Annotated in this window: 25 protein-coding genes; 12 read left to right on the plus strand and 13 right to left on the minus strand. The window is 69.5% G+C overall.

Features of this window, described 5'->3' with window-relative positions:
- Positions 1 to 77: 77 nt before the first annotated feature.
- From CVV72_RS14235 to CVV72_RS14250, 4 genes are read right to left on the minus strand one after another with little or no spacing between them, the layout of a single operon-like run.
- The gene (locus CVV72_RS14235) at positions 78 to 554 is read right to left on the minus strand and encodes a DIP1984 family protein (protein WP_255632691.1); all 477 of its coding nucleotides are present in this window, start codon (positions 552 to 554) and stop codon (positions 78 to 80) included.
- 43 nt (positions 555 to 597) lie between these two features.
- The gene (locus CVV72_RS14240) at positions 598 to 1,125 is read right to left on the minus strand and encodes a hypothetical protein (RefSeq protein WP_219152885.1); all 528 of its coding nucleotides are present in this window, start codon (positions 1,123 to 1,125) and stop codon (positions 598 to 600) included.
- A gap of 17 nt (positions 1,126 to 1,142) precedes the next feature.
- A complete protein-coding gene (locus CVV72_RS14245) occupies positions 1,143 to 1,559 on the minus strand; it encodes a CBS domain-containing protein (protein WP_219152886.1) in 417 nt (138 codons plus the stop codon).
- Positions 1,560 to 1,619: 60 nt separating this feature from the next.
- Positions 1,620 to 2,813, minus strand: coding sequence for a zinc-dependent alcohol dehydrogenase (locus CVV72_RS14250; RefSeq protein WP_219152887.1), 1,194 nt, complete (start codon positions 2,811 to 2,813; stop codon positions 1,620 to 1,622).
- An 89-nt stretch (positions 2,814 to 2,902) separates the two neighbouring features.
- Between CVV72_RS14250 and CVV72_RS14255 the strand changes: the two genes are divergently transcribed.
- Positions 2,903 to 3,262: a VOC family protein gene (locus CVV72_RS14255; protein ID WP_219152888.1), complete on the plus strand. Its 360-nt coding sequence runs from the start codon at positions 2,903 to 2,905 to the stop codon at positions 3,260 to 3,262.
- A 66-nt stretch (positions 3,263 to 3,328) separates the two neighbouring features.
- Here CVV72_RS14255 and CVV72_RS14260 read toward each other — a convergent pair whose 3' ends face one another.
- The gene (locus CVV72_RS14260) at positions 3,329 to 3,529 is read right to left on the minus strand and encodes a hypothetical protein (protein WP_219152889.1); all 201 of its coding nucleotides are present in this window, start codon (positions 3,527 to 3,529) and stop codon (positions 3,329 to 3,331) included.
- Positions 3,530 to 3,663: 134 nt separating this feature from the next.
- Between CVV72_RS14260 and CVV72_RS14265 the strand changes: the two genes are divergently transcribed.
- A complete protein-coding gene (locus CVV72_RS14265) occupies positions 3,664 to 4,170 on the plus strand; it encodes a GNAT family N-acetyltransferase (RefSeq protein ID WP_370641957.1) in 507 nt (168 codons plus the stop codon).
- Here the strand turns inward: CVV72_RS14265 and CVV72_RS14270 are convergent.
- Entirely contained in the window at positions 4,095 to 5,030 is a 936-nt protein-coding gene (locus CVV72_RS14270) for a DMT family transporter (protein WP_219152891.1), read from the minus strand. The two genes, CVV72_RS14265 and CVV72_RS14270, sit on opposite strands and share 76 nt — an antisense overlap.
- A gap of 386 nt (positions 5,031 to 5,416) precedes the next feature.
- Between CVV72_RS14270 and CVV72_RS14275 the strand changes: the two genes are divergently transcribed.
- The gene (locus CVV72_RS14275) at positions 5,417 to 7,687 is read left to right on the plus strand and encodes a helix-turn-helix domain-containing protein (protein ID WP_255632692.1); all 2,271 of its coding nucleotides are present in this window, start codon (positions 5,417 to 5,419) and stop codon (positions 7,685 to 7,687) included.
- Positions 7,688 to 7,804: 117 nt separating this feature from the next.
- Here CVV72_RS14275 and CVV72_RS14280 read toward each other — a convergent pair whose 3' ends face one another.
- Positions 7,805 to 9,025: a cytochrome P450 gene (locus tag CVV72_RS14280; RefSeq protein WP_219152893.1), complete on the minus strand. Its 1,221-nt coding sequence runs from the start codon at positions 9,023 to 9,025 to the stop codon at positions 7,805 to 7,807.
- A 148-nt stretch (positions 9,026 to 9,173) separates the two neighbouring features.
- On the opposite strand from CVV72_RS14280, the gene CVV72_RS14285 reads away from it, so the two are divergent.
- Positions 9,174 to 10,661 carry a GGDEF domain-containing protein gene (locus CVV72_RS14285; RefSeq protein WP_219152894.1) on the plus strand — a complete coding sequence of 496 codons (1,488 nt, stop codon included), beginning with the start codon at positions 9,174 to 9,176 and terminating at the stop codon, positions 10,659 to 10,661.
- Between the two features lie 33 nt (positions 10,662 to 10,694).
- On the opposite strand, the gene CVV72_RS14290 is transcribed toward CVV72_RS14285, so the two are convergent.
- Positions 10,695 to 11,642, minus strand: a complete 948-nt coding sequence (locus tag CVV72_RS14290) for a phosphatase PAP2 family protein (protein ID WP_219152895.1) — start codon at positions 11,640 to 11,642, stop codon at positions 10,695 to 10,697.
- Positions 11,643 to 11,752: 110 nt separating this feature from the next.
- Between CVV72_RS14290 and CVV72_RS14295 the strand changes: the two genes are divergently transcribed.
- The 4 genes from CVV72_RS14295 to CVV72_RS14310 all read left to right on the plus strand — a co-directional run bounded on the left by CVV72_RS14295 (position 11,753) and on the right by CVV72_RS14310 (position 15,219).
- Positions 11,753 to 12,442 (plus strand): response regulator transcription factor, encoded by a 690-nt coding sequence (locus CVV72_RS14295; RefSeq protein WP_219152896.1) that lies wholly within the window; start codon positions 11,753 to 11,755, stop codon positions 12,440 to 12,442.
- Positions 12,439 to 13,851: a HAMP domain-containing sensor histidine kinase gene (locus CVV72_RS14300; RefSeq protein ID WP_219152897.1), complete on the plus strand. Its 1,413-nt coding sequence runs from the start codon at positions 12,439 to 12,441 to the stop codon at positions 13,849 to 13,851. Before CVV72_RS14295 ends, CVV72_RS14300 begins: the two co-directional genes overlap by 4 nt.
- Positions 13,848 to 14,345: a hypothetical protein gene (locus CVV72_RS14305; protein ID WP_219152898.1), complete on the plus strand. Its 498-nt coding sequence runs from the start codon at positions 13,848 to 13,850 to the stop codon at positions 14,343 to 14,345. The genes CVV72_RS14300 and CVV72_RS14305 overlap by 4 nt, the downstream gene beginning before the upstream one ends.
- 196 nt (positions 14,346 to 14,541) lie before the next feature.
- Positions 14,542 to 15,219: a hypothetical protein gene (locus tag CVV72_RS14310; RefSeq protein ID WP_219152899.1), complete on the plus strand. Its 678-nt coding sequence runs from the start codon at positions 14,542 to 14,544 to the stop codon at positions 15,217 to 15,219.
- Here CVV72_RS14310 and rnhA read toward each other — a convergent pair.
- The 4 genes from rnhA to CVV72_RS14330 are packed head-to-tail and all read right to left on the minus strand — an operon-like array spanning position 15,216 to position 17,695.
- The gene (rnhA, locus tag CVV72_RS14315) at positions 15,216 to 15,698 is read right to left on the minus strand and encodes a ribonuclease HI (RefSeq protein WP_219152900.1); all 483 of its coding nucleotides are present in this window, start codon (positions 15,696 to 15,698) and stop codon (positions 15,216 to 15,218) included. The genes CVV72_RS14310 and rnhA overlap by 4 nt on opposite strands.
- 21 nt (positions 15,699 to 15,719) lie before the next feature.
- The gene (dinB, locus tag CVV72_RS14320; protein ID WP_219152901.1) at positions 15,720 to 16,910 is read right to left on the minus strand and encodes a DNA polymerase IV; all 1,191 of its coding nucleotides are present in this window, start codon (positions 16,908 to 16,910) and stop codon (positions 15,720 to 15,722) included.
- Between the two features lie 45 nt (positions 16,911 to 16,955).
- The gene (locus CVV72_RS14325) at positions 16,956 to 17,249 is read right to left on the minus strand and encodes a putative quinol monooxygenase (protein WP_219152902.1); all 294 of its coding nucleotides are present in this window, start codon (positions 17,247 to 17,249) and stop codon (positions 16,956 to 16,958) included.
- 26 nt (positions 17,250 to 17,275) lie between these two features.
- Complete coding sequence (locus CVV72_RS14330; RefSeq protein ID WP_219152903.1) at positions 17,276 to 17,695, minus strand: DUF6010 family protein; 420 nt, start codon at positions 17,693 to 17,695, stop codon at positions 17,276 to 17,278.
- Between the two features lie 92 nt (positions 17,696 to 17,787).
- Here CVV72_RS14330 and CVV72_RS14335 point away from each other — a divergent pair, with 92 nt between their 5' ends.
- The gene (locus CVV72_RS14335) at positions 17,788 to 18,726 is read left to right on the plus strand and encodes a GlxA family transcriptional regulator (RefSeq protein WP_219152904.1); all 939 of its coding nucleotides are present in this window, start codon (positions 17,788 to 17,790) and stop codon (positions 18,724 to 18,726) included.
- Here the strand turns inward: CVV72_RS14335 and CVV72_RS14340 are convergent.
- Entirely contained in the window at positions 18,723 to 19,013 is a 291-nt protein-coding gene (locus CVV72_RS14340) for a hypothetical protein (RefSeq protein WP_219152905.1), read from the minus strand. The two genes, CVV72_RS14335 and CVV72_RS14340, sit on opposite strands and share 4 nt — an antisense overlap.
- Positions 19,014 to 19,131: 118 nt before the next feature.
- Between CVV72_RS14340 and CVV72_RS14345 the strand changes: the two genes are divergently transcribed.
- The 3 genes from CVV72_RS14345 to CVV72_RS14355 all read left to right on the plus strand — a co-directional run bounded on the left by CVV72_RS14345 (position 19,132) and on the right by CVV72_RS14355 (position 23,754).
- On the plus strand, positions 19,132 to 20,391 hold the full coding sequence (locus tag CVV72_RS14345; RefSeq protein WP_219152906.1) for an MFS transporter: 1,260 nt from the start codon (positions 19,132 to 19,134) through the stop codon (positions 20,389 to 20,391).
- 387 nt (positions 20,392 to 20,778) lie between these two features.
- The gene (locus tag CVV72_RS14350) at positions 20,779 to 22,008 is read left to right on the plus strand and encodes a diguanylate cyclase (RefSeq protein WP_219153956.1); all 1,230 of its coding nucleotides are present in this window, start codon (positions 20,779 to 20,781) and stop codon (positions 22,006 to 22,008) included.
- Between the two features lie 510 nt (positions 22,009 to 22,518).
- A complete protein-coding gene (locus CVV72_RS14355) occupies positions 22,519 to 23,754 on the plus strand; it encodes an HNH endonuclease signature motif containing protein (protein WP_255632693.1) in 1,236 nt (411 codons plus the stop codon).
- The last annotated feature ends 786 nt before the right edge of the window (positions 23,755 to 24,540 follow it).

Consider the following 24,540-nt stretch of genomic DNA (forward strand, 5'->3'; position numbering starts at 1 on the left):
CACGTGCCAGGCCGGGCCGGAATACCGCCGGCCCTCGGCTTGTGCCCGCTTCCCGGAGGGCTACCTGCTTTCCACGTTCAGTCCAGGAGGTCGGTCTCCCAGTTGGTGCGCTGGATCTCGACGTCGACCGCCCGGATCTCCCCCGCGACCCGGTCCGCGCGGGACCGCAACTCGGCGACCGGGAGCGCGGAGAGGTACCGCAGCTCCGAGCGGAGCTGTCGGCCGTACTCGCCCTGGTTGCGCCCGGCCGCGGCGTCGGCGGCCGCGGTCAGGACACCGTGCCTGAGCCGCAGGACGTCGCGGCGCGCGATCGCGTCGGTGATCGTGCCCTCCCCGAGCGGGGTCGCGGCGTTGGTCCGGTTGATCCGCCGGATCAGCGATTCCAGCTCGTCCAGCGCGGTTTCGGCCTCGACGAGCAAGGCGGAGGCGTCTTCCGACGGTTGGTCGCCCTCCTGGTGCCGCGCGTTGTCGACGATCCGGGAGCGCAGCGCCTCAACCTTCTTGGTCACGTCCGCGCGCAGCGCGAGCGCTTCGGCCAGTTTGATCCGGGACATGCCGGGAAGTATCACCAAGATCGAAGACCGGCGCATCCCGTTTTCAGCCGGCCAGGGAATGCCGCCGATAGGAGGAGTCCGGTTCGATGAACTCGATCCCGTTCTCGTCCAAGGCGTTGAAGACGGTGAACCGGCCTCGCGGGAAGACGAAACCGAGCGCGACCATCCCGTTCGCCATGTCCCTCGTCGCACAGTCGAGCAGTTCGACGTCCTGGAGCACCTGACCCTCCAAAGCGGACAGTTCCGGGAAGATGTCCTGGCGCCACCGCAGCGGGCTCGGCTCGGCCGGATCACCCCAATCCCATGAGGACTTCCCGTACGGGTCGATCGTGTTCCAGGTCAGCGAAAGCTCGTCGAACTTCCAGTGCCTGATCTCCAGCCGCTCGGCGCCGAAGTCGACCACGACGGGCGCGTCCGACAGCCACTCGTCGTATTCGACGAACCAGGTGAGGTGGACGTGCCGGAGCCGCTTGCCCACCAGCGCACGCAAACGATCCCCGTGCGCCCTCCGGATCGCCTGGAGTCCGGAGAGCCACACGGGTTCATAACCTTCGATGTCGAAGAACGCCACCGAAGGAGTATGGCGGGTCAGTCGTAGGACAGGGCTTCCACCAGTTCGCCGCTGTCCGGGTTGGGCAGCGCCCTCGCCACGTCGGCCTGTGCCACGATGCCGACCAGCTTGTGCCCGTCGATCACCGGCAGCCGCCGGACCTTGTGGTTCGCCATGGTGCGCATGATCTCCTCGGCGTCGTCGTCCGCGCCGATCGTCACCGCTTCGCCCTGGGCCAGTTCCGAGGCGTGCAGCGCCCTCGGGTCCTTGCCTTCGGCGAGCACCTTCACCACGATGTCGCGGTCGGTGAGCATGCCTTGGAGCTTGCCGTCCTCACCGCAGATCGGTAGCGCGCCCACGGACTCGGCGGCCATCTTCTTCGCCGCGTCGAGCACGGTGTCCGACGCGGACACGCAGGTCGCGCCCGCGGTCATGATTTCTCGTGCCGTGGTCATCCCATCGCTCCTTTCGTCAGGATCCGCATACCGGATACCCGCCTTCCGCGAGCCGACACCTCAAGCCGCCGACGGCTCCAGCAGGATCTTGACCGCGCCGTCCTGTTTCTTCTGGAAGATCTCGTAGGCGTGCGGTGCCTCCGACAGCGGGAGCTTGTGCGTCGCGAAACCCTCGACGCCGAGCGGGTCGGCGGGGTCGGCGATCAGCGGCATGATGTCGTCGAGCCAGCGCCGGACGTTGGCCTGTCCCATCCGCAGGGTGATCTGCTTGTCGAACAGGTCCATCATCGGCAGCGGGTCGACCATGCCGCCGTAGACGCCGCTCAGCGAGATCGTCCCGCCGCGCCGCACGCAGTCGATGGCCGCGTACAGCACACTGAGCCGGTCGATCGCGGCCTTCTCGGTGATCTTCGCGCCGATCGGATCGGGCAGCAGGCCGACGAGATTCTGCGCCAGCCGCCCGACCGGTGCGCCGTGCGCCTCCATCCCGACGGCGTCGATCACCGAATCCGCGCCCCGGCCGCCGGTCGCCTCGCGGATGACGTCACCGAGGTACTTGTGCTCACGCGTGTCATAGGTGACGACTCCGGCCGCGGCGGCCTTCGCGAGCCGTTCCGGCACCAGGTCGATGCCGATCACCTTGCCCGCGCCCCGGTGTTTCGCGATCCGGCAGGAGAACTGGCCGATCGGGCCCAGGCCGAAGACCACGACCGTGCCGCCTTCGGGGATGTTCGCGTAGTCGACGGCCTGCCAAGCCGTGGGCACGACGTCGGAGAGGTACACGAACCGCTCGTCCGGCGGGCCGTCCGGCACCTTGATCGGGCCGTAGTGGGCCTGCGGGACGCGCAGGTACTCGGCCTGGCCGCCCGGGACCTGGCCGTAGAGCTTCGTGTAGCCGAGCAGCGCCGCGCCCTTGCCGCGGTCGGTGACCTGCGTGGTCTCGCACTGCGACTGAAGGCCGCGGTCGCACATGAAGCAGTGGCCGCAGGAGATGTTGAAGGGGATCACGACGCGATCGCCGGGTTTCAGGTTCGTCACGCCGGACCCGACCTCTTCCACGACGCCCATGGGCTCGTGCCCGAGGATGTCGCCCTCGTCGATGAAGGCACCGAGGACCTCGTAAAGGTGCAGGTCGGAACCGCAGATACCGGTCGAGGTGATGCGCACGATCGCGTCGGTCGGTTCGACCAGTTTCGGATCCGGGACGGTGTCCACCCGGACATCGCGTTTCCCGTGCCAGGTGACGGCCTTCATGGTGCTCCCTTCGGCGAGTGACTCTGCTCCCCGCCGGATGCCCGTCCGCGCATCCGGCAAACCTCGCCGTTCCGTGCCACCGTGGAACCATGCGTACCCGGATGCTCGCCGTCGCCGTCGACTGCCGTGAGGCCGAAGCACTGGCCGCGTTCTGGAAGGAAGCACTCGGCTACCCGGAGACCGAACGGTGGACCGACGGTCACGGCGTGACCTATGTCGAATTGAAGGGCCCCGACGTGCCGAGCCTGCTCTTCCAGCCCGTCCCCGAGGGGAAGTCGGGCAAGAACCGGCTGCATCTCGACATCGCGCCCACCGAACTCGAGCAGCGCGAGGAGGTCGCCCGGCTCGTGTCACTCGGCGCGAAGATCCTCGAAGACCCCGAGCCGGACCCCTGGGTGGTCATGGCCGACCCGGAAGAGAACGAATTCTGCGTGCTGCCGCGGCGCTGACCCCACTCCTCGTGAGTGGTAAGGACGGTTAGAACCGTCCTTACCACTCACGAGACCGATGTGGCCTCAAGCGGCTTCATCGTCGGTCCGGGCCGGCCTTGCGGAATGCAGCCCCAGCATCTCCAGCAGCATCCGGCAATCCGTCGCGTCGCGGGCGTTCGCGACCACCGCTTCGGTCGCCTTGCGCAGCACCGCCGCCCGCACCGCGGTCGCCCCACCGTCGATCAGTTCCTCCACCGGACGCGTTTCGTCGAACGGGTTCCCCATGACCCACCTCCGTCGTCCCTTTCGTTGATACCCGATTCCGGCGGCGAAAGCCCCCGCGTTCTTGCGGTTCCGGCGGCGCCCCAGCCGGTTCCTCCCTAGACTGACGCCATTCGGACGAGTGGACGGAGCGGGAACTGACCACCGAGTTGCGCGGGGAGTTCGTGACCCTGACCCCGGTCACCGAGGCCCATGTCCCGGACTTGCGGCGGATCCGCGGCACGGCCGAGGTCGGGGCACGCTGGGGTTCGGTCGACGACTCCCCCACCTGGCCGTTCGACGACCCCACGACGACCTGCTTCACGGTCCTGGAAGGGAGTGCCGTCCGGGGCTTCGTCCAGTACGGCGAGGAGGAGGACCCGATGTACCGGCACGCGTCGGTCGACCTGTTCCTCGACCCGGCGGCCCACGGCCGCGGGCTGGGCACGGACACCGTCCGCACGATGGCGCGGCATCTCCTGCACGATCGCGGGCACCATCGGCTCGTGATCGACCCCGCCGTGGACAACGACGCCGCCATCCGCTGCTACAAGGCCGTCGGCTTCCGCGAGGTCGGGGTGATGCGCCGCTACGAACGCGACACCGACGGCGAAGGCTGGCACGACGGACTGCTGATGGACTTGCTCGCCGAAGACCTGACGTAGCGGGTCAGGGCGACTCCGAGCAACACCACGGCCATCCCGGCGAGCACCCGCGGGCCGAGTTCCTCGCCGAGTACGAGCGCGCCCAGCGCGACCGAGACGACCGGCAGCAGGTAGCCGACGGTCGCCGCGGAGGTCGCGCCTTCGTCGGCGATGAGCCGGTAGTTGAGGTAGAAGGTGACGCCGGTGCCGAAGATCCCGAGGACGACGACGGCGACCACCGCGGTCACGGTCAGCGGCCCGGACGGTGCGGCGTCGAACGGCAGCGCCAGCGCGCTCAGCCCGGTGGCGGCCAGCAGCTGGGCGGCGGAGATCGCGATCGGACCGCCCTCGCCGACGAGTTTCCGTCCCATGTAAGCGAAAGCGATCGCGTAGCTGATTCCGGCACCGAGCAGGGCCAGTGTCCCCCAGCCCAGCAGGCCGCTCTTCTGCCAGGGCGCGAAGATCAGCAGGATGCCGGCGAAACCGAGGACCAGACCGCCGACGCGGATCACCGTGATCCGGCGTTCGGCGCCGATCCCGATGCCGATCAGCAGCGACCACAGCGGAGTCGTCGCGTTCATCACCCCGGCGACGCCGGAGTCGACGGTCAGTTCGCCGATGCCGAACAACGCGAACGGCAGGGCGTTGCAGAAGAAGGCGGCGACGAGGAGCCTGCCCCAGATCCGGCGGCCGCGCGGGAGGCGTTGCCCGGCCCAGCGGCTCAGCACGAGAAGGACGGCCGCGCCGAGCGCGCAGCGGATGACGGTCACCTGAACGGGCGGCAACCCGGTCAGGGCGAGCTTGATCCACAGGAATCCCGATCCCCACAACAGGGCGAGAACGCCTATCCGGATCAGGGTTCCCGGCGCGCCGATGCTCACTTCGTTCCTTTCGCCGGGCGGCTCGATACCTCCAAGCTGCCTCGGGCGACTCGTCAGGACAAGTGAAAAGATCTACACCGACGTTAAGTGGTCCTGAACGTTCCGAAGGTCACGGCCGTGGCCGCCGGGCATGGCGGCCACGGCCGGCTTCCGAGGAGATCAATACTCGCCCGGATGCTCGCAAGGCGGAACAGGGCCTGCTCACATTTCGCGGTCGCGCATGATCCACCTCCCTTTCGACTGGCGCACCGGTGGGGAACGGGCGCGTTCTCGCTCAGTTTGGGGGCTGGCTTCGCACCTGCGCATACCCGGTGGCCGTGTTGTGACCCACGTAATGGGAAGGTTGTGGCACCATCTGCCGCGCAGCGGGGAGAAAGGTGCTTCTGGTGACCGAGAATTCCGGCTCGGCCGGATCCGGGGCGACCGGTAAGGCACGCCCGGTTTCGACGGCCGCGCTGACCTTCGGGCGCGCCTTGCGGCAACGGCGGCAGGCGCGCGGGCTGGCCTTGCGGGATCTCCAGAAACTCGCCTATGTCGACAAAAGCCTCATCAGCCGGGTCGAACGCGGGCTCACCCCGCCGAGCGCGGAATTCGCCGAAGCCTGCGATCGCGCACTGGGCGCGGGCGGGACCCTGATCGTGCTCGCCGAAGCCGCCCGCGCGGAACCCTATGTGCACCTTCCCCCGCCGCCGGATCATTTCGTCGGCCGTGCGGAACACTTGGCGCTGCTGGACGAAAAAGTGTTCACCGAATCGGCGAAAGTGGTCTTCGTGGCCGGGCCGCCCGGGGTCGGGAAGACCGCGCTCGTGCTGAATTGGGCGAACCGGCGGCAAGAGGAGTTCGACTGCGTCCTCTGGTCGGATCTTCGCGGCTATGCGGCGGGCTCTCCCGCGCAACCCGCCGACATCCTCGACGATCTTCTGCGCTGCGTCGGTGTCCGCCCCGATCGCGTCCCCGCCGAGGAGCACATGCGGCTCGCGCTCCTGCGGGGCCTGCTGCGCGGCCAGCGCACGCTCGTCGTGCTGGACAACGCCCTCGACTCGCACCAGGTGCGGCCGGTGCTGCCCGGCACCCCGGACACCACCGTGCTGATCACCAGCAGACGGCGGTTGTCCGGACTGGTCGTCGGCACCGGCGCGGTCCAGGTTTCCTTGGAGCCACTGCAAGATCTCGAAGCGGCGCGGCTCATGGCCGACCTCATCGGCGACGAACGCGCGGCAGGCGATCCCGAAGGCGTCGGCAGGCTCGTGCGGCTGTGCGCGGCGCTGCCGCTCGCGGTGAACATCGCCGCCGAACGAGTCGCCACGCATCCCCACCAGAGCGTCGGCGACCTCGCCCGTGAACTCGTCGCCGAGGGGCGAAGGCTGGAACTGCTCGCGGTCGACGACGACGCCGTCGGGGTCCGGGCCGCGTTCAGCTGGTCGTACCGCGCGCTGGAGGCCGACGCCGCCCGAATGTTCCGGCTGCTCGGCCTCCATCCCGGGCCGCGGTTCACCGCGGGCGCGGCGGCCGCGCTCGCCGGTCTGCCGGAACGCGAGGCGCGACGGCTGCTCGACAAGCTCGCGCACGCGCATCTCGTCCAGCAGATCGGCGCGCGGTACTACCGGTTCCACGATCTGCTCCGCGTCTACGCCGCCGAAGAGGCAGCCGCCGCACAGTGGCGGGACGAGCGGGAGGCGGCGGTCTCGCGGCTGACCCATTGGTACCTCTACGCCGCCAACGCGGCGAGCTGGACGCTGACCCCGGCCCGCGACCACCACATCGACCTGGGCCCCGCGCCCGAAGGCGTCGAGCCGCTCCGGTTCGCCACGTTCGACGAGGCCTATATCTGGTGCGCGTCGGAGATGCCGAGCATCACCGGTGTCGCCCGCCTGGCGCTGGACCACGGGCTGTACGAGATCGGCTGGCGGCTGCCGGTGGAGCTGTTCGACTACCACCTGCTCGGCAGGCCGTGGCAGACGTGGATCTCCAGCCACGAGGTGGCGATCGAGTCCGCGGAGGCGGGCGGTGACCTCGGCGGGCTGGCGTGGTCGGCGATCAACCTCGCCGAGGCGCACCGGCGGCGCGGCGACCTCGACCGCGCGAGCGACCTGTTCGGCCGGGCCGTCGAGCTCGCCGAGGAGATCGGCGAAACCCCAAGCCTCGGCTGGGCTCTGGTCGGACTCGGCAACATCGCGCACGAGCGGGAGGACTACGCCGAAGCCGTGCGGCTCGCCGGGCAGAGCGTGGAGGTGAACGCCCGGATCGGCTACCGGCTCGGCGAAGCGACCGCACGGGTCCACCTCGGCCGCGCGTACCGCGACCTCGGCGAACGGGACCAGGCCCTCGACCACGGCCTGCGCGCCTTCGACGCCTACGCGAAGGACGCCGACCAGCACGGCATGGGGTTCGCCTTGGTACCGCTGGCCAGAACCTGCCGCCGGTTCGGTGATCTCGAGCAGGCGCTCGGGTACTGCGAGCAGGCGCTGACCGCCTACCGGAACTGCGGCGACGTCTGGGGACAGGCCGACGCCCTCGACGAACGCGGCTGCGCGCTGGCCGCGCAGGGACACACCGACGAGGCCATGGCGGTCTGGCGCGACGCGCTCCAGCTCGTCATGGATCTCGACGACCGGAAGGCGAGCGTGCTGCGGGGCCGTCTCGAAGGCGCCGTTTGACTTCAGGCCGCATGCCACCTCGGACGACAAGCGTGTCGTCCGCCTGATCACACGTGTCGTCCGTTAGATCACGCGTGTCGTCCGCCTGATCACGCGAGCCGACGGACCGGGCACGGTCTAGAGCTTCACCGGCAGGTGGTGCAAGCCCCGGGTGATCGCGCTCGGCCACCACACGAGCCGGTCCTCGGGCACGGTCAGCGTCATCGACGGCGCGCGGCCGACCAACGTCTCCAGCGCCGCGGACGCCTGCATCCGCGCGAGCGCGGCGCCGATGCAGATATGCGGGCCGACGCCGAAGGCCACGTGCCGCACCGGCCGCTCGCCCGGCCGGAAGGCGAGCGGTTCGGGGTGCACCTCCGGATCACGGTTGGCCGCCAGCAACGACAGCAGGATCGGATCGCCCGCCTCCATCCGCTGCCCGGCGAGCTCCATCGGTTCGGTGACGAAGCGCCAGCTCGTGTTCTGCAGCGGGGTGTCGCGGCGCAGGACCTCCTCGATGACGAGCGTCAGGTGTGCGCCGTCGGCGCGGGCGCGGGCCGCCTCCTCCGGATGCGTGATGAGGGTCAGCGCGGTGGACGCGATGAGGCTGATCGTCGTCTCGTGCCCGGCGATCAGGGAGAGGAACGCCGTCGCGGCGACCTCTTCGCCGGTCAGTTTCCCGGCGGCCTCCTGCGCGAGGAGATCGCTGATCAGATCCGCCCCCGGTTCGGCGCGTTTGCGGGCGACGACGTCGGCGAGCAACGCGTCCAGATCGTCGGTCGCCTTGAGCATCGACGCCATGTCCGTGACGTCGCCGGCGGCCACCACCAGCGCGGGCGGGCGGACCTCGTCCAGCAGGCTGTCCGGGATGCCGATCAGCTCGCAGATCGATCGGATCCCCAGCGGGTACGCGAAATCCTCGACGAGGTCGCCCTCGCCCCGGTCGAGGATCGGGTCGAGCAGTTCGTTCGCGAGCCGATGCGTGCGGTCGCGCATGTGCTGCAGCCGCCGCGGGCCGAAGGCACCGGCGCAGGCCTTGCGCAGCCGTGCGTGTTCTTCGCCCTCGAAGTTGTTCATATGCCCGATGAGCGTCGGCCGGTGGTCGGCGGGCAGCCCGAGATTGGCCTTGCGCCAGTGGTCCGCCGCGACGGACGGGCATTTGGACAAGCGCGGGTCGGCCATCGCGGAAACGACGTCCGCGTGCCGGGTCAGCAGCCAGGTCCAGGTGTCGCCGGGCAGCGGGAGCCGGAACGCGGGGGCGTTCGCCCGGAGCCATTCGTAGGCGGGTGAGGGGTCCCTGTCGAATTCCGGGCCGAACATCACCGGAACGGCGGCGTCGTCGTATGCGGCGTCAGGCATACGAGCCACGATGCCAGCTTGTGGCGGAATGGCGTCCGGCGAACGTGGGTATCGGCCGTGTCTCACGGGATCGTCAACGCGGTCCCCCTGTCACCCCCTTGCGGTGACCCAGCAAGATCGAAGCGGGTGCGGTGCGTAACGGTGGGAGGTGACCCTCGTCAGCGAGTTCGGCAAGCACGACCCGGCCGCGGTCTCGGAACCGCCGCGCGGTTCGCTCCGGGGTTTCGCCGATACCGTCGGCCTCGCCGCCGCCCGCGTCTGGCGGCTGCGAGGTCGTGCGTGGAACACCCTGCGGCATCCGGCGGGCTGGGAACTGTGGCGACTGCCGCCCGCGGCGGTCTTCTGGATGCTCGGCACCGAGATCGCCGTCGCGGCCTGGGCGCTGTACAGCGGGTTCAAGGCCTCCGCCACGACGACCGATCTCGTCCGCTTCGGCGTGATCGCGTGCTGCGCGATCTGGTACGTCGTCCAGACGCAGCATCCGGAGGAACAGCGCCGGGCCGACGACCGGCGCGGCGAGCACATCGACCAGACCGCCGTCTGGCTGGGTGGCGCGGCCGTCCTGCTGCCGCCCGCGTTGTCGCTCGCGTTGCTGCTGATGGTGCGTGTGCAGCGCTACTCCATCGCGCACAAGGCGATGACGACGTTCCTCTTCACCACCGCCGCGCACGCCGCCTCCATCCTCGGCGTGCACACGATCACCGAACTGACGGCACTGCACACCTGGCTCGAATCGGGCACGCTGCCCCAGGGGCCGGGTGACATCGCGGTCGCCGCCGTCGCGCTGGTGGGCGCCGCGCTCTGGTACTTCGCGTCGCAGACGCTCCTGATCAGCATCGCGCGTGGCCTCGCGTGGGGAGGCTGGCGGCGGCAGAAGCTGATCGGCAGCTGGGCCGACAACGCGGACTTCGTCTACGCGCTGCAACTCGCCGCGTGCACCACCATCCTCGGCGCGGTCAACATCGCGCTGGTGCCGCTCGTGATGATCGGGGTCGCGCTGCGGTCGACCCGGCTCTCGCAGGCGCTGGCGGACACGGTCGCGCGCAGCCAGCGCGACCGGAAGACCGGACTGCTGACCGAGGACTCCTTCCACGCCCCCGCGGCGCTGCGGCTGCTCGAAGATCAGAACGGACGGCGGCCGACGGCGTTCCTGATGCTGGATCTCGACCACTTCAAGCAGTGGAACGACAAATACGGGCATTCCGGCGGCGACATCGTGCTCGGTTGCGTCAGCGCCGTACTGCGGCAGAACACCCGCTCCACCGACATCGTCGGGCGCTGGGGCGGCGAGGAGTTCTCGGTACTGCTGCCGGACACCACCCGCGAAGAGGCGATGCGGATCGCCGAGCGGATCCGGGTGGCCGTCGCGAAGACCGCCATCACCGGCCTGACGGAGCTCGCCAGCGGGCACGCCACCAACGAACCCCGCGCGGTGGGGCCGATCCACGGCTGCACCGTGTCGATCGGCGTCGGCCTCTCGCCCGAACACTCGACGGACTACGGCGAGCTCTTCCGTGCGGCCGACGCGGCCATGTACCAGGCGAAACGAAGCGGACGGAACCGCGTGGTGGTGGCACCGTCCGCGGTCCCGCCGTCACCCCGGGAGCCGACGTCGCCGTTGAGCCGGGTGGACTGACGCGTTTAGTCCTCTGAATGCGTTCGCCCCGCGTCAGCGGCGGGTCACGAGGCGGGTTTCGAGGAGATCGTCGACCACCCGGGTCTCCACACCGGTCCGCCGGTCGAACGCGGAGCCGCGCAGCGGCCACAGCGCGACCAGCACGACCCCCACCGCCGCGCACGCGGCCAGCACCAGCGCGGCGACGAACTGGGCGGCCCCGGCGGTCGCCGTGTTCAGCACCGCGAAGCCGATCAGGACGATCCCGGTGGGCAGCACCGCGGCCAGCGCGACCAGGAAAGCGGGGGTGCGGCGCAGATCCCGGCGACGGCTGGTCAGCCAGGCGGCGAGCAGGCAGGCGAACGACGCCGCGAGGAGGCAGGCACCCGCGGTGTCGCTGAGCCGGTGCCAGCCCAGCGCGATGGTCGACGACGCGACCCAGGCGACGGCGATACCGCCGGTCGCGATGATCGCCGGACGGAATCGTTGCGGCAGAACGAAAGCGAGCGCCATCAGGATGGCCATGGCGGCGCTTACGTGTCCGCTCGGGAAACTGTTGTGCCCCGGCCCGCGGCCGCCGTCGGGCAGTTCGGGGCGGACGAGGACGTAGAGCTTCAGCAACTGCGCCGCGACGAGCGGGAGCACGAGGACGCTCAGCGCGGGGACGAGGAGGCCGGGTTTGCGCCGGAGCAGTGCCAGGCCGACGAGCCCGATCCCGGCGGCGCCGATCACGAGCACCATGTCCTGGTCACGCAGCGGTCCCGCCCAGTCCATTGTGGACCACTGGCCGGACTGCGCGCTGCGGACGACTCCGTTCTCCGCGTGCTGCCCGGCCGACGTGTGCACGAAGAGCACATAGGTCACGAGGAACGCGACGGCCAGTCCCAGTCCGGTGGCGAGCTGGAACACGGCCCTGGAGAGGGTCCGCCTGGTCTCGGCGTGCCGTCCCGGCAGCGGACGGCGGGCGGGGGTCGGCTTCGCTTCGTGGATGAGTAGGGCCATGCGTCCCACTGTCCCCACGGCGTTTAGCCAGGAGGTCCGGACAATGTCATGGTTCTGCTACAAGATCGAGCCGAGTCGCACACGCGCGGCGACATCCGAATAATGGCGGCGTGGCCAGTGTCCTTTTGATCGAAGACGACGCGTCCGTGCGGGAGGGGCTGGAACTCGCGCTGCGCCGGCAGGCGCACACCGTCCACACCGCCGAGAGCGGTGAGCTCGGACTGGAGAAACTGCGGGTGTTCCAGCCCGACATCGTCGTGCTGGACCTGATGCTCCCCGGTATCGACGGCTTCGAGACCTGCCGCCGTATCCGTTCGGCGGGTGAGGTGCCGATCATCATGCTCACCGCCCGCAGCGACGACTTCGACATCGTGGCCGGACTGGAGGCCGGCGCCGACGACTACGTGACCAAGCCGATCGAACCCCGCGTGCTCGACGCCCGGATCCGGGCGGTGCTGCGCCGCGCGGTGAGCGAGAAGCCCGCGAACGACGCCGTCGCCGGGGAGCGGCACGGCGGCCTGGTCATCGACCGGGCGGGCCTGGTGGTCACGAAGAACGGCGAGCCGGTCTCACTCACCCCGACCGAGCTGAAACTGCTGCTGGAGCTGTCGCGGACGCCCGGCCAGGTCTACAGCCGCCAGCAGATCCTCTCCGCCGTCTGGGATCACGACTACCTCGGCGACTCCCGGCTGGTCGACGCCTGTGTCCAGCGGCTGCGCGCGAAGATCGAAGACGTTCCCGCGAAACCCGAACACGTCCAGACCGTCCGCGGCTTCGGGTACCGGTTCGGCCGTTCATGAGGCTGATCTCCGGGCTGCGGCCCCGGCTCATCCTGGCCTTCGCGGCGATGGCGATCATCGGCGCGGCGGCCGCGGCGGGGGCCAGTTACGTCTCGGCGAGGAACGCGATCCTCAAATCCGTCCAGGACGCGGCGATGGATCAGCTGAAGGACCGGGTCGGCGCCTACGACCGCCCGCTGTCCACGCCACCGACCCAGGACGAGCTCAACGACTTCGCGGGCAGCCTGCGGTTGAACGCCGTCGCGGTCCACGGGACCCTGCGGTCGGTCAACGGCCCAGACCTGACCCGGTTCTCCACCGAACTGCGGCGGACGGTCGCGGGCGACATCCGTATCCAGTTCCAGCGGCTGGACCGCGACACCGGCCCCGAACTCCAGGTCGGTCTGCCGGTGCTGACGCGGCAGCCCGACGGGTCGCCGAGGGCCAGCGGCATCGAGGTGTATTCGCTCACCTCGCTCGTCCAGCAGCAACAGGCCATCGACGAACTCGCGAAATCGGCCTGGCAGATGGCCGCGCTCGTCCTTCCGCTGGCCGCGGCGCTCGCCCTGCTCGCGGCGAGACAGGTGCTGAGACCGGTACGCGCGCTCAACACCGCCGCCGCCCAGCTCGGCGAGGGCAGGCTCGACGTCCGGCTGCCCGCCAAGGGGTCCGACGAACTGGCCGAACTGGTCACGACCTTCAACAACACCGCCGCCGAACTGGAACGCACCGTCGGCGAGCTGAGAGCCATGGAGGCCGACGCCCGCCGGTTCGTCGCCGACGTCTCGCACGAGCTCCGCACTCCGCTCGCGGCGATGAACGCGGTCACCGACGTCCTCGACGAGGACGCGGACACCCTGCCGCCGGACACCGCCGTCGCGGCGCGGCTGGTCTCGGGCGAGACCCGGAGGCTGACCCGGCTGGTCCAGGACCTGGTCGAGATCTCCCGGTTCGACGCGGGCCGCGCCGAACTCGTGCTCGACGAATGGGATCTGGCGACGGCGATCCGGGACAGCCTCGACGCCCGCGGCTGGCGCGAGGGCGACGACCTGGTCACCGACCTGCCGGAAGGCGTCCTCGCCCGCGTCGACCGGCGACGGCTCGATCTGATCGTGGCCAATCTCGTCGGCAACGCGTTCCGGCACGGCGCGGCCCCGGTCGAAGTCCGGCTGCGCGCCGGTGACGACGTCGTCATCCTGGAGGTCGAAGATCACGGGCCCGGTATCGATCCCGAGGTCCTGCCGCATGTGTTCGACCGGTTCACCAAGGCCGACACCGCCCGTGCGCGCTCCGAGGGCAGCGGGCTCGGCCTGGCGATCGCGCTGGAGAACGCTCGCCTGCACGGCGGCGGCATCACCGCCGCCGACACCGGGCACGGCGCCCGGTTCGTCCTGCGCCTGCCGCACCGGGCCGAAGGAGGAACGCGATGAGAAGGACCCGGGTACTGCCCGCTCTCGCGGCCGCGACGCTGGTGGCCGCCTGCGGCGTGCAGCCGACCGGTGTCGTCCCGGCCGGGCCCGGCCCGTCGATCCGCGCGACCACGGGGACGTACGTTCGCGCCGGTCTGACGCTGTATTTCGTTTCCGACGGCCGCGTCATCCCGGTGACCCGGCCCAGCGAAGGCTTCATCTCCCCCGAGGGCGCGATCACGCTGCTGTTGAAGGGTCCGACGGAGCGGGAAGCCGCGCAGGGGCTCACCACGTTCGTCCCGCCGGAGATCGGACGGGTCGAGGTGTATTCGGGCAACCCGACGTCCATCGTGCTGCCGTTTTCCGTCCGCAAACTGTCCAACCAGGCCATCAATCAGCTGGTCTGCACGACGATCGCGGCCTCGGCGGACACCGGACGCGCTCCGGTTACCCCGGGCGTGAACGTGTCCTCGCCGGACGACAGGATGTACTTCCAATCCTGCAAGGCGGAGTGAATTCATCACTCACAGTGCTCACACAAAAGCACTTCTTGGGTCTGTACGGGTGTGAGCCTCTTTTGGTTCAACGATCAAGGTAACTGTGGGCGAACACACTCGGGCGTGACATTGCCGTGTCCTTTTCGTAATGTTGCCCGGAGCTCGCGGCCCCCGACGCGAGTTCCCGTCCCCGAAGTGGTGAGTGATCAGAGAAATGGCCGGCAGACATCGCAAGAACAAGGCTCCGCAGTGGAAGCTCCCCGCGGGTATCGCGGCAGCGGTCGCCACGGCGCTCCCGGCGTCGATGTGGCTGACCACCGCGGGTACCCCCGACGTCGAAGCGGCCAGTGCCGCACTCGCGGTGAAGGCTCCCCCGGCCTCCAGCGTGACGCCCCCGCCGTCGACCAGCAGCACCCCGCCCTCCAGCTCGACAAGCCCCACCCCCTCCCCGTCCCCCTCCCCCGCGACCTCCTCGGCTCCCCCGAAGCCGACCAAAGCGCCCGCGCCGGTCAAGAAGACCGTGCCCGCCGCGACGGCGTGTTCCACCGACCTCGCCGGCACCAAACCGCACGTGGCCCAGGTCGGTAACCACGTCAAGGCGAAGTTCGGCGTCAAGAACGTCGGCGGAGTCGCCGGCCGGGCGAACGCCAGCGACCACCCCTCCGGCCTCGCGCTGGACTTCATGGTGGACACCGCCACCGGCAACGCCATCGCCGAGTACCTCCTGGCCAACCAGAAGGACTTCGGCGTCACCTACGTGATCTGGCGTCAGCGCTACAACGACGGCAGCGGCTGGGACACCATGGAGGACCGCGGCGGCGCGACCGCCAACCACATGGACCACGTCCACGTCTCCTTCGCCAAGAGCGCGAAGGTGAACGTCAGCTGCTAACGATTCCGGGCGGGCCGCTCGCCGGGCTGGATCACCGGTCGTCCGACGACCTCTTCCACGCCTTTGACGGCGAGCCGGTCCGCCCGCTCGTTCTCCGGATGCCCGGCGTGGCCCTTGACCCAATGCCATTCGACGTCGTGCCGTGAGGCGGCCTCGTCGAGACGGCGCCACAGATCGGCGTTCTTGACCGGCGTCTTGGCCGAGGTCATCCAGCCGTTGTTCTTCCAGTTGCGCACCCAGCTGGTGATGCCGTTCCGGACGTAGGTGCTGTCGGTGTAGATGTCCACCGTGACCCGGCGCTTCAGGCTTTCCAGCGCCTCGATGGGCGCGGTCAGTTCCATGCGGTTGTTGGTCGTCGGCCCGGCGTCCCCGCCGTAGATCTCCTTCTCGACCGTGCCGTACCGCAGCACCGCGCCCCAGCCGCCGGGACCGGGGTTCCCGCTGCACGCGCCATCGGTGTAGATCTCGACTTCCGCCACCGGGACACCCTAGCGACGGGTTCAGTCCGGCAGCAGCGGCACCCACGGCCGCTCGGCCTGCCCGAGATGGACCGCGCGCGTGATCGATTTCGACCCGAACCGGTCCCGGACGGTGTCGAGCGTCGCGTCGAGCGCGTCCCTCGGCTTCGCCCCGAACGGCAAGGCCAGCTGGATCGCGTCGTCCTTCGACAGATTCGTGAGCGCGAGCCCGATCAGCGTGAGCCCGCGTTCGTCGATCAGCGGTCTCGCCGCCACGAGCAGATCGCGGGCCGCAGCGACGATCGCGCCCGTCTGTTCGGTCGCCTCCATGAGGGTGTGCGAACGCGTGGCCTTGGTGAAATCGGCGAACCGCATCCGCAGCACGACGGTGCGGCAGACCCGGTGCGCCGCCCGCAGGCGACGGGCGAGGCGATCGGCAAGGGTCAGCAGTATCGCGTCGAGTTCGGCGGGTGACCGCGGCCTGCTCCCGAGCGCGTGCTGCGCCCCGATCGACCGGCGGCGGCGGCCCGTCTGCACGCGGCGCGGGTCGTCGTTGTGGGACAGGGCGTGCAGGTGGGTGCCGACACCGCGGCCGAGCATCCGGACGAGTTCCTTCTCTCCGAACCCCTCCATCTGCCCGACCGTCGTCACGCCGCGCTCGCGCAGCTTCTGCGCCGTCACCTTGCCCACGCCCCACAGCCGCTCGACCGGAAGCGGGTGCAGGAACTCCAGCTCCTTGTCGTGCGGCACGACGAGGAGGCCGTCGGGTTTCGCGACACCGCTGGCCACCTTCGCGAGGAACTTCGTCCTGGCGACGCCCACGGTGATCGGCAGGCCGACCTGTTCCATGACGTCCTTGCGCAGCTTCGCCGCGATCCGGCTCGGCGTGCCCGCGATCTTCAGCAGCCCGCCGACGTCGAGGAAGGCCTCGTCGATCGAGATGCCTTCCACGAGCGGCGTCGTGTTGCCGAAGACCTCGAAGACCGCCTTGCTCGCCGCCGAATACGCGTGCATCCGGGGCGGGACCACGATCGCGTCCGGGCACAACCGCCGCGCCTGGCCGCCGCCCATCGCCGTGCGGACGCCGAACGCCTTGGCCTCGTAACTGGCCGCCAGCACCACACCGCCGCCGACGATGACCGGCCGCCCGCGCAGCCTGGGGTCGTCACGCTGCTCGACCGACGCGTAGAACGAGTCCAGATCGGCGTGCAGGATGGGACCCTCGGTCGTCATAGAACATATGTTCGCATCAAATGGCCCAGTGACCAAGCTTCCGGCTCAGTCGAACGGCGGCCCGGAGTGGGAAACCCGGTGCTTGAAGACCTCCCCGTCCCGGATCTCGGCGGAGTACGCCGGCCTCGGCGAGATCGCGCGCCAGGCGTTCAGTACCTCCTCCGACTCCCAGTACTCGAAGATGTTCACCCGACCCGGTTCGAGCGTGTCCGCGGTGATCACCACGTCGAGACACCCGGGATGGGCCCGCGCCTTCTCGACGATCACCTGGTGCCCGGCCACGTACCGGTCCCGCTCCTCCGGGTCGACGTACACTTTGCCCGCCACGATCACGGTCATCTCTTCCATCCCTTCGCCGGGTCGTTTCACCCCACCGACGAACGCGGACGGCGGAAACCGACACGGGCGCGGACGAAATCCGTCACCGATCGCCCGCCGGCGAAACACCAGATGGCGATCACCGGGTCGCAGATCGCGCAACCGAACGACGAATCGTGCAGGAACGGGATGATCGGGGCGCCCTTGAGGTGGTGGACGACGTCCCAGCCGGTGTGCAGCAGCCACGCGATACCGATGAACGTCCAGGATTCGAGGCCGCGGTAAGCCACGTAGGTCACGACCGCGGCGAACGCGAACTCCCAGATCCCGAGCCCGCCGCCGCTCAGATAGGCGGCGCCCGCCCCCGCCACCATGACCGCGTTGAAGCGGCGGCGGTGCGGTTCGTGGATCAGCGACATCAGCACGACGTAGACGAGGCCGACGAGAATCGGCGCGATGATCATCATGGCTCGACGCTAGAACCGGCCGGGGCTCACTCCCAGTGGCGTGAACGACGCCTTCCACCGGGATCTCGCCATCGGACGGGTACGGTGCGGTCATGCACACCGTCGCCGTCCTGGCGCTGGACAAGGTGATCCCGTTCGACCTCTCGACGCCGATCGAGGTCTTCACCCGGACCCGGCTCGCCGACGGCAGTGCCGGCTACCGGCTGCTCGTCTGCGCGGATCACCCGGACATCGACGCCGGGCACTTCACCCTGCGCGCGCCGTGGGGGCTGGAGGCACTGCGCGAGGCCGACACGATCATCGTTCCCGGCACCGCGGATCCGGCCGGGCCGTTGCCGGAAACCGTCCGCGACGCGCTCACGTCGGCCGCCGCGAGGGGCACTCGGATCGCCTCGATCTGTTCCGGCACCTTCGTTCTCGCCGCCGCGGGCCTGCTCGACGGCCTTCGCGCCACCACACACTGGGTCGCCGCCGAGGCGTTGGCCGCGGCGTACCCGGAAATCGATGTCGACCCGGACGTGCTCTATGTCGACAACGGGCAGATCCTGACCTCCGCGGGCGCCGCCGCCGGCCTGGATCTGTGCCTGCATCTGATCCGGCGGGACCACGGCTCCGCGATCGCGGCCGACGCCGCCCGCCTTTCGGTCATGGCGCTGGAACGCGAGGGCGGCCAGGCGCAGTTCATCGCGTTGCGGCATCCGCCCGCGCCTCGCGGCACGGCATTGGAACCCACCCTGCTCTGGATGCAGGAGAATCTCGCGCGCGATCTCACCCTCGCCGACATCGCCGCCCGCGCCGGGATGAGCACGCGCACGCTGATCCGGCACTTCCGCGAGCAGACCGGGACGACACCGCTGCAATGGCTGCACCGTGCGCGGGTCCGGCAGGCGCAACATCTGCTGGAGACCACTCAGCACGCCGTCGAACGGATCGGCGCCGAGGTCGGTTTCGGTTCGCCTACCGCGTTCCGTGACCGGTTCAAACGCACGACCGGCGTCAGCCCCGGCACGTATCGGCGTGCTTTCCGTTAAGCGGCGACGGCCAGTGCGGTGTCCGAGGCCCGCGCCCGGGCCTGGTCCGCGAACCGCTTCCGGGCGGCGACGACTCTGAACCAGCGTTCCGAGCGCTCGACGTCGAGATCGAAGGTGGCACGGGCGAGCACTTCGGCGGCGCGGGCGGCGGAATCGATCTCCGCGGCGGCGCCGAGGTAGTCGCCCGCGTCGATCAGCTTGTAGGCGTGACGCATCTCGGTCTGCGCGGTCGAGTAAATGGCGTAGGCGGCGAGATTGTTCGCCAGCGGGCCCAGTGAATGCGACATCGGATTCTCCGTTCCTTCTCTTACCGACACGTCGAACGGGCCCGCGCCGGTTCGACACGGTGGCCGGATTTTTCCGGAGGGTTGCGCCGAGTGGCCGATTCACGACAGCCTGAAGCGCATGCCAGCCCGAGCGGCGTCGTTCCGCAGTGTGTTCGCGGTCGCCGGATTCCGCCGGATCTGGCTGGCACATCTGCTCTCGGTCGCCGGCGACCAGCTGGCCAGGGTCGCGCTCACGGTGCTGGTGTTCGACCGGACGTCTTCGGCCGGATGGGCCTCGGCGGCGTACGCGCTGACCTTCGTGCCCGATCTCCTCGGCGGCGCGCTGGGCGGTGTCGCGGACCGGTTCTCGCGCCGCACGGTGATGGTGGTGACCGACGTCGGCCGCGCTGTCCTGATCGCGCTGATGGCGGTACCCGGGCTCCCACTGCCCGTCGCGGCCGCACTGTTGTTCCTCGTGCAGCTCATGGCCGGGCCGTTCCACGCGGCCAGGCAGGCGATGCTGCCGGACCTGCTCGATCCGGACCGGCTGGTCGTCGGCCAGGCGGTCATCTCGTCCACGTACCAGGCCGGGCTCGTGGTGGGCTTCGGCGCGGGCGCCGCCGTCGTCACCGGCCTCGGCGTCCCGGGTGCGCTGCTGATCGACGCCGGAACGTTCGCGCTGTCGGCGCTCATGCTCCGCTTCGGGCTCGAACGGTTCCCGCCCTCGGCACCCGCCCACCACGAACGTCCGTCCCTGATCGCGGGCTGCCGGCTGGTGGCACGCGACCGCAAGCTGCGCTGGCTGCTGCTCATCGCCTGCTGCTGCGGTTTCTACGTCGTGCCCGAGGGCCTCGCCGTCCCGGTCGCCGCCGAACTGGGCGGCGCGGGCGCGTTGCCGTGGCTGCTGGCCGCGAACCCGGTCGGCTCGGTGCTCGGTGGCATCCTGCTGAGCCGCGTCCCGCGCGAACGGCAGGTCCGGGTGCTGGGCGCGCTGGCGGTGGCGAGCAGCCTGGTGCTGATCCCGACCGGCTGGGCTCCGGGCCTGGTCACGATCGTCGTGCTGTGGACGATCTCGGGGGTGTTCTCCGCGCACGACATGATCACGCAGACGCAGTACAGCCTCGCCGCGCCGCCCGCCCAGCGGGGTCAGGTGATCGGGGTCGCGATCGCGGCGTTGCGGGCGGCTCAGGCGGCGGGGATCGCGGCGGCCGGGCTGCTGGCCCAGGTCGTCGCGCCGACCACCGTCGTCACCGTCGCGGCGGGTGCGGGAGTGCTGGTCGCCGCGGTCGCCGGGGTGGGCTGGTCACGGGCGGTGTCGTCCCGCCGCGGCCCTGAGGAATCCGGAGATCCCGTGGGGCCGGTCGGCGGGACGACACCCGTTGGCGAGCACGGTTCCTGACACATCACGTCCAGTTGTTGTCACGACGGGTCGTCCAGTTGTTGTCACGCACTACGTTCACCTCCCTTCGCGAAGCCGCGCGCTCATGTGGGCCGGATCACTCAGGTCCAGTTGTTGTCCCGCATGTCGTTCACCTCCTTCGAAATAGCGATCAACCCGGCAAAACACTCACCAGTTGTTGTCCTGCATCGGTGCACCTCCCTCGTTTCGGTTGGGCTGTCCGGGGGAATTCGGGGCCGCGTGTCTTATCGCCGGAGACAACGCGGTCGTCGCCGTCCCGGTTCGATTACGGTGTAGATCACCGACGGAAGAGGGTGCGTGGACGGACGACTCGGCGGCGTGCGGCGGCGGCTCAGGGCATGGCACCTGTGGAGCCTGCCGCGACCTGTGCGTTCCTACGTCCTGGTCGTGAATCTCATCGCAGTCCTCTCGACCGCCGCCACGGCCCGGTTGATCCCGGTGACCGGTACCGACCTGGTGCGGTTCGGCGTACTGACGCTGTGCGCGGCCATCGCGATCGAGGGCACTCGGCAGATCGAACGCCAACGGGAGTACGACAGGGCCCCGTCGGTCGCCTACGTCGACACCAAGGCGGTGTGGAGCGTCGCCGCCGTCATCGCGCTGCCGCCGGTGCTCGCCGCCGCGATGGTCGTGGTGACCTACACCATCGCATGGCTGCGGATCTGGCCACACCAACGGCCGGTTCTCCCCCATCGGTGGATCTTCTCCGCCGCGACGGTGCTGTGCGGCACACAGGCCGCCGTCGTCGTGCTCAACCTCGGCATGCGCCACTACCCCGGGCCGCCCGACTCCGGGCTGCTCGCCGGGCTGGGCGACCTCGCCGTCATCATCGTCGCCGCGGCCTTGCGGTGGGCGATCAACACCGCGCTGGTGATGATCGCGATCGCGCTCTCGTCGCCGCCGAAGTCGATCGGCGAACTGTTCTCCGGGTTCGGCGACCAGATCCTCGAGGCGGGCGCGCTCGGCCTCGGGCTCGTGACGGCCGTCGTCCTCGTGCAGGCCAACCCGCTGGTGCTGATCGGGGTCGTCATCGCGCTGGTCGCCCTGCACCGCGGGCTCCTGCTGACGCAGTACCGGCGCGACGCGCACACCGACGCCACCACCGGTCTCGTCACGAAACGCCGCTGGCGTCAACTGGCCGAAGAGCAGCTGGGCCGGACGCGCGCCGGACGCAAACTCGGCGTGCTGTTCCTCGACCTCGACAATTTCAAGACGATCAACGACACCTACGGCCATCCCAACGGCGACCTCGTCCTGCGCGCGGTCGGCGACGCGCTGCGCGCCGAGATCCGGGAGCAGGACGTCTGCGGGCGGTGGGGCGGCGAGGAGTTCGCGATCGTCGTCCCGGACATCCACGGCGAGGAGACGTTGCGCCAGGTGGCCGAGCGGATCCGGCACCAGGTGGCGGTGGTGTCGGTCGCGCTGCCCGATCGCGACACCGTGCTGACCGATCTGACGGTGTCGATCGGCGGAGCGCTGTATCCGGCGGCCAACATCACCAGCGTCGACGACCTTCTCGTCGCCACCGACATGGCGCTCTACCGCGCGAAGCAAGGCGGGCGCAACAGGGTCGAATTGGCACCGCCCGCGCAATAGGCTCCTCGTCCGGGGAGGCGATTCGCTTGGGTCCGGCCGGGCTGCGCGTGGCCGCGCGACGGTGATCCTGCTGATGGTCGCCTCGATCGGCCTGGTGGTACTCGCCGTCGGCGCCGGCCGGCTCTCCGTCGGGATACTGCTCGCACTCATCTTGGCCTACTCCGGGCATATGTCCTATAAGGACTGGGGCCTCCTCCTGCTGAAGCTGTCGGCCCGGTGGTCGTCGTGGGGCCGCCCTTCCGATGTGGTTCACCGGATGCCCACGCGACCATGGTCTCAGAGTGAGGAACGAGGAGAGGGAGTGCGGATTTCCTTGTGTGCGGGGACTTCCCGGTCTTGGCCCTCACTGTGAGGCGAGCTGCGGCACTGCTCCTGATCGGGCTGTTGTCCTTGGCGGCGGGCGCGGTTCACTACGAGAAGCCCTGCGGCGCGGGTAGAGATTAACGTTGCCGTGTAACGGAAATGTTCTTGAGTCCGGAAACTGTCGGTGGTCGGTTGTAGCTTCTGTGTGTGGACACACGCAACGCCACTGTGGCGCTACTCAAGGAAATCACCTCACCTGATGCCTTGCGGGAGGTCAATGCTTCGCTGGATTCTTTGGAGGACAACGATGCCATCGACGCCGCCGTCGCGGCATCGGAAGGAATCGCACGCCTGGAAGCGGTCCGGTTCCGCGCGCTCGCACAGCTGAACCGGCACCGTGACGGCGCGTCGAGCGTGGTACAGGAAGTCGCGTTCGCACTGTCCGTTGTGGACGGTCACGCGGCCGGTCTGGTATCCACGGCCGCGGCATTGACCACCCGTCTCCCGCGCACACTGGGGTTGCTGGACCGTGGCCAGGTCGGCGGCTATGGGGCGATGAAAGTCGCCACCGCCACCGCCTGGCTCACCGACGAGGACGCCCGCGCGGTCGACGACGTCCTGGAAGACCGCCTACCGGGACGGAACTCCGAGCAGATCCGGAAAGCAGCCAACCACGCCGCGATGATGGCCGACCGCGACGGCGCCGCCCGGCGCGCGGAACGGCACCGTGCCGGGCGCCGGTTGTCGATCCGCCACGGCGAGACCGGGGTCGCCTCGATCGAAGTCGAAGACGGCCCCGTCGAGAAAGTCGCCGCCGCTTACACGCGTATTGATCGTGAGGCACGCGCCCTTAAAACCGGCGACGAGACCCGCACCCTGGATCAGTTGCGCGCCGATGTCGCCCTCGATCTGATGTTGGGCGGCCAGGGCGGGAAGAGTGAGCGGTGTGAGGTGTTTCTGTACATGGACCTCAACACCTACCTCGGCCTGAACGACGACCCCGCCGAACTGGCCGGACACGGCCACATCCCCGCCACACTGGCCCGGCACATCGCCTCCGGCCCGCACACCATCCTGCGCCGCATCATCACCGACCCACTCTCCGGACAAATCCTCGACCTCGGCCGCGACCGCTACCGACCCACCGCCGGACTGGACGAATTCGTCCGAGTCCGCGACCGAGAATGCCGAAGACCCGGCTGCCACCGCCCCGCCCAAACCTGCGACCTCGACCACGCCCTGCCCTGGCAACACGGCGGCCACACCACCCACACCGAACTCATCGACCTCTGCCGCCGCGACCACCGCCTCAAAGACGAACCCGGCTGGACCTACCGGCTGGCTGAGAATGGCACCCTCACCATCACCACGCCTACAGGGCACAGCTACGACAGCACACCACCGCCACTGCACGAACCCCGCACCGACCAACCACCACTCTGAAACCGTCGCCGAAAAACGGCCACGCTGCCAGCCGTACCGAAATACGACGACGGTCGAGCACACGGACAAAGCTCCGCACGAATCGGTGCCCCGGTAACCGCCGCACACACCCCAGTCGAGAAGTCACTGTGACCACTCGTCGCTAGGGGACCACCGCGCCGCCCTACACAAAGGGCCACACTGCCAGCCGCAGAACACGCCACCACGCAAGTCCATGACCGAAACACGACGACGATCGAGCACACGAACAAGGCTCCGCACGAATCGGTGCCCCGGTAACCGCCGCACACACCCCCAACCGGGAAGCCACCGTGACCACCCGTCACCGCAATCCGACCACCGCACCACCGCGCAGCCCTACGCAATGGCATCTCGCACTTCGTGACTACCGCCCGCCGACACCGCAGACCCGAGCGCTCGCCACCGGTACCAGCCTTCGCCGAAAAACGACCACGCCCTGCAGCGCCAGGAGAAACGCCACCCTCCTGGCCACGTCGCCGAAAAACGGCCACAGCTCGATCGAAGGCGCAACGCAGCCCACCGCCGCCTGGCGACACTGTCCCGTGCCGCTACCCCGGCCGATCGCCGACGCCCCCAACCCGTCGCCGAAAAATGCCCACGGCGCCATCGGGAGCCGCTCACCGTCGCCGGAAACCGACGATCCCCACAGAGCGACTCGTCCCACCCTGGGTACCTCAGCCACACTCGACCGCCGAGCACCCCGCCCCGAGTACCCAGCCACACCCCGACCGCCGAGCACCCCACCCCGAGTACCCCAGCCACACC

Source organism: Amycolatopsis sp. TNS106 (assembly GCF_019330265.1).
Classification (GTDB): Bacteria; Actinomycetota; Actinomycetes; order Mycobacteriales; family Pseudonocardiaceae; genus Amycolatopsis; species Amycolatopsis lurida.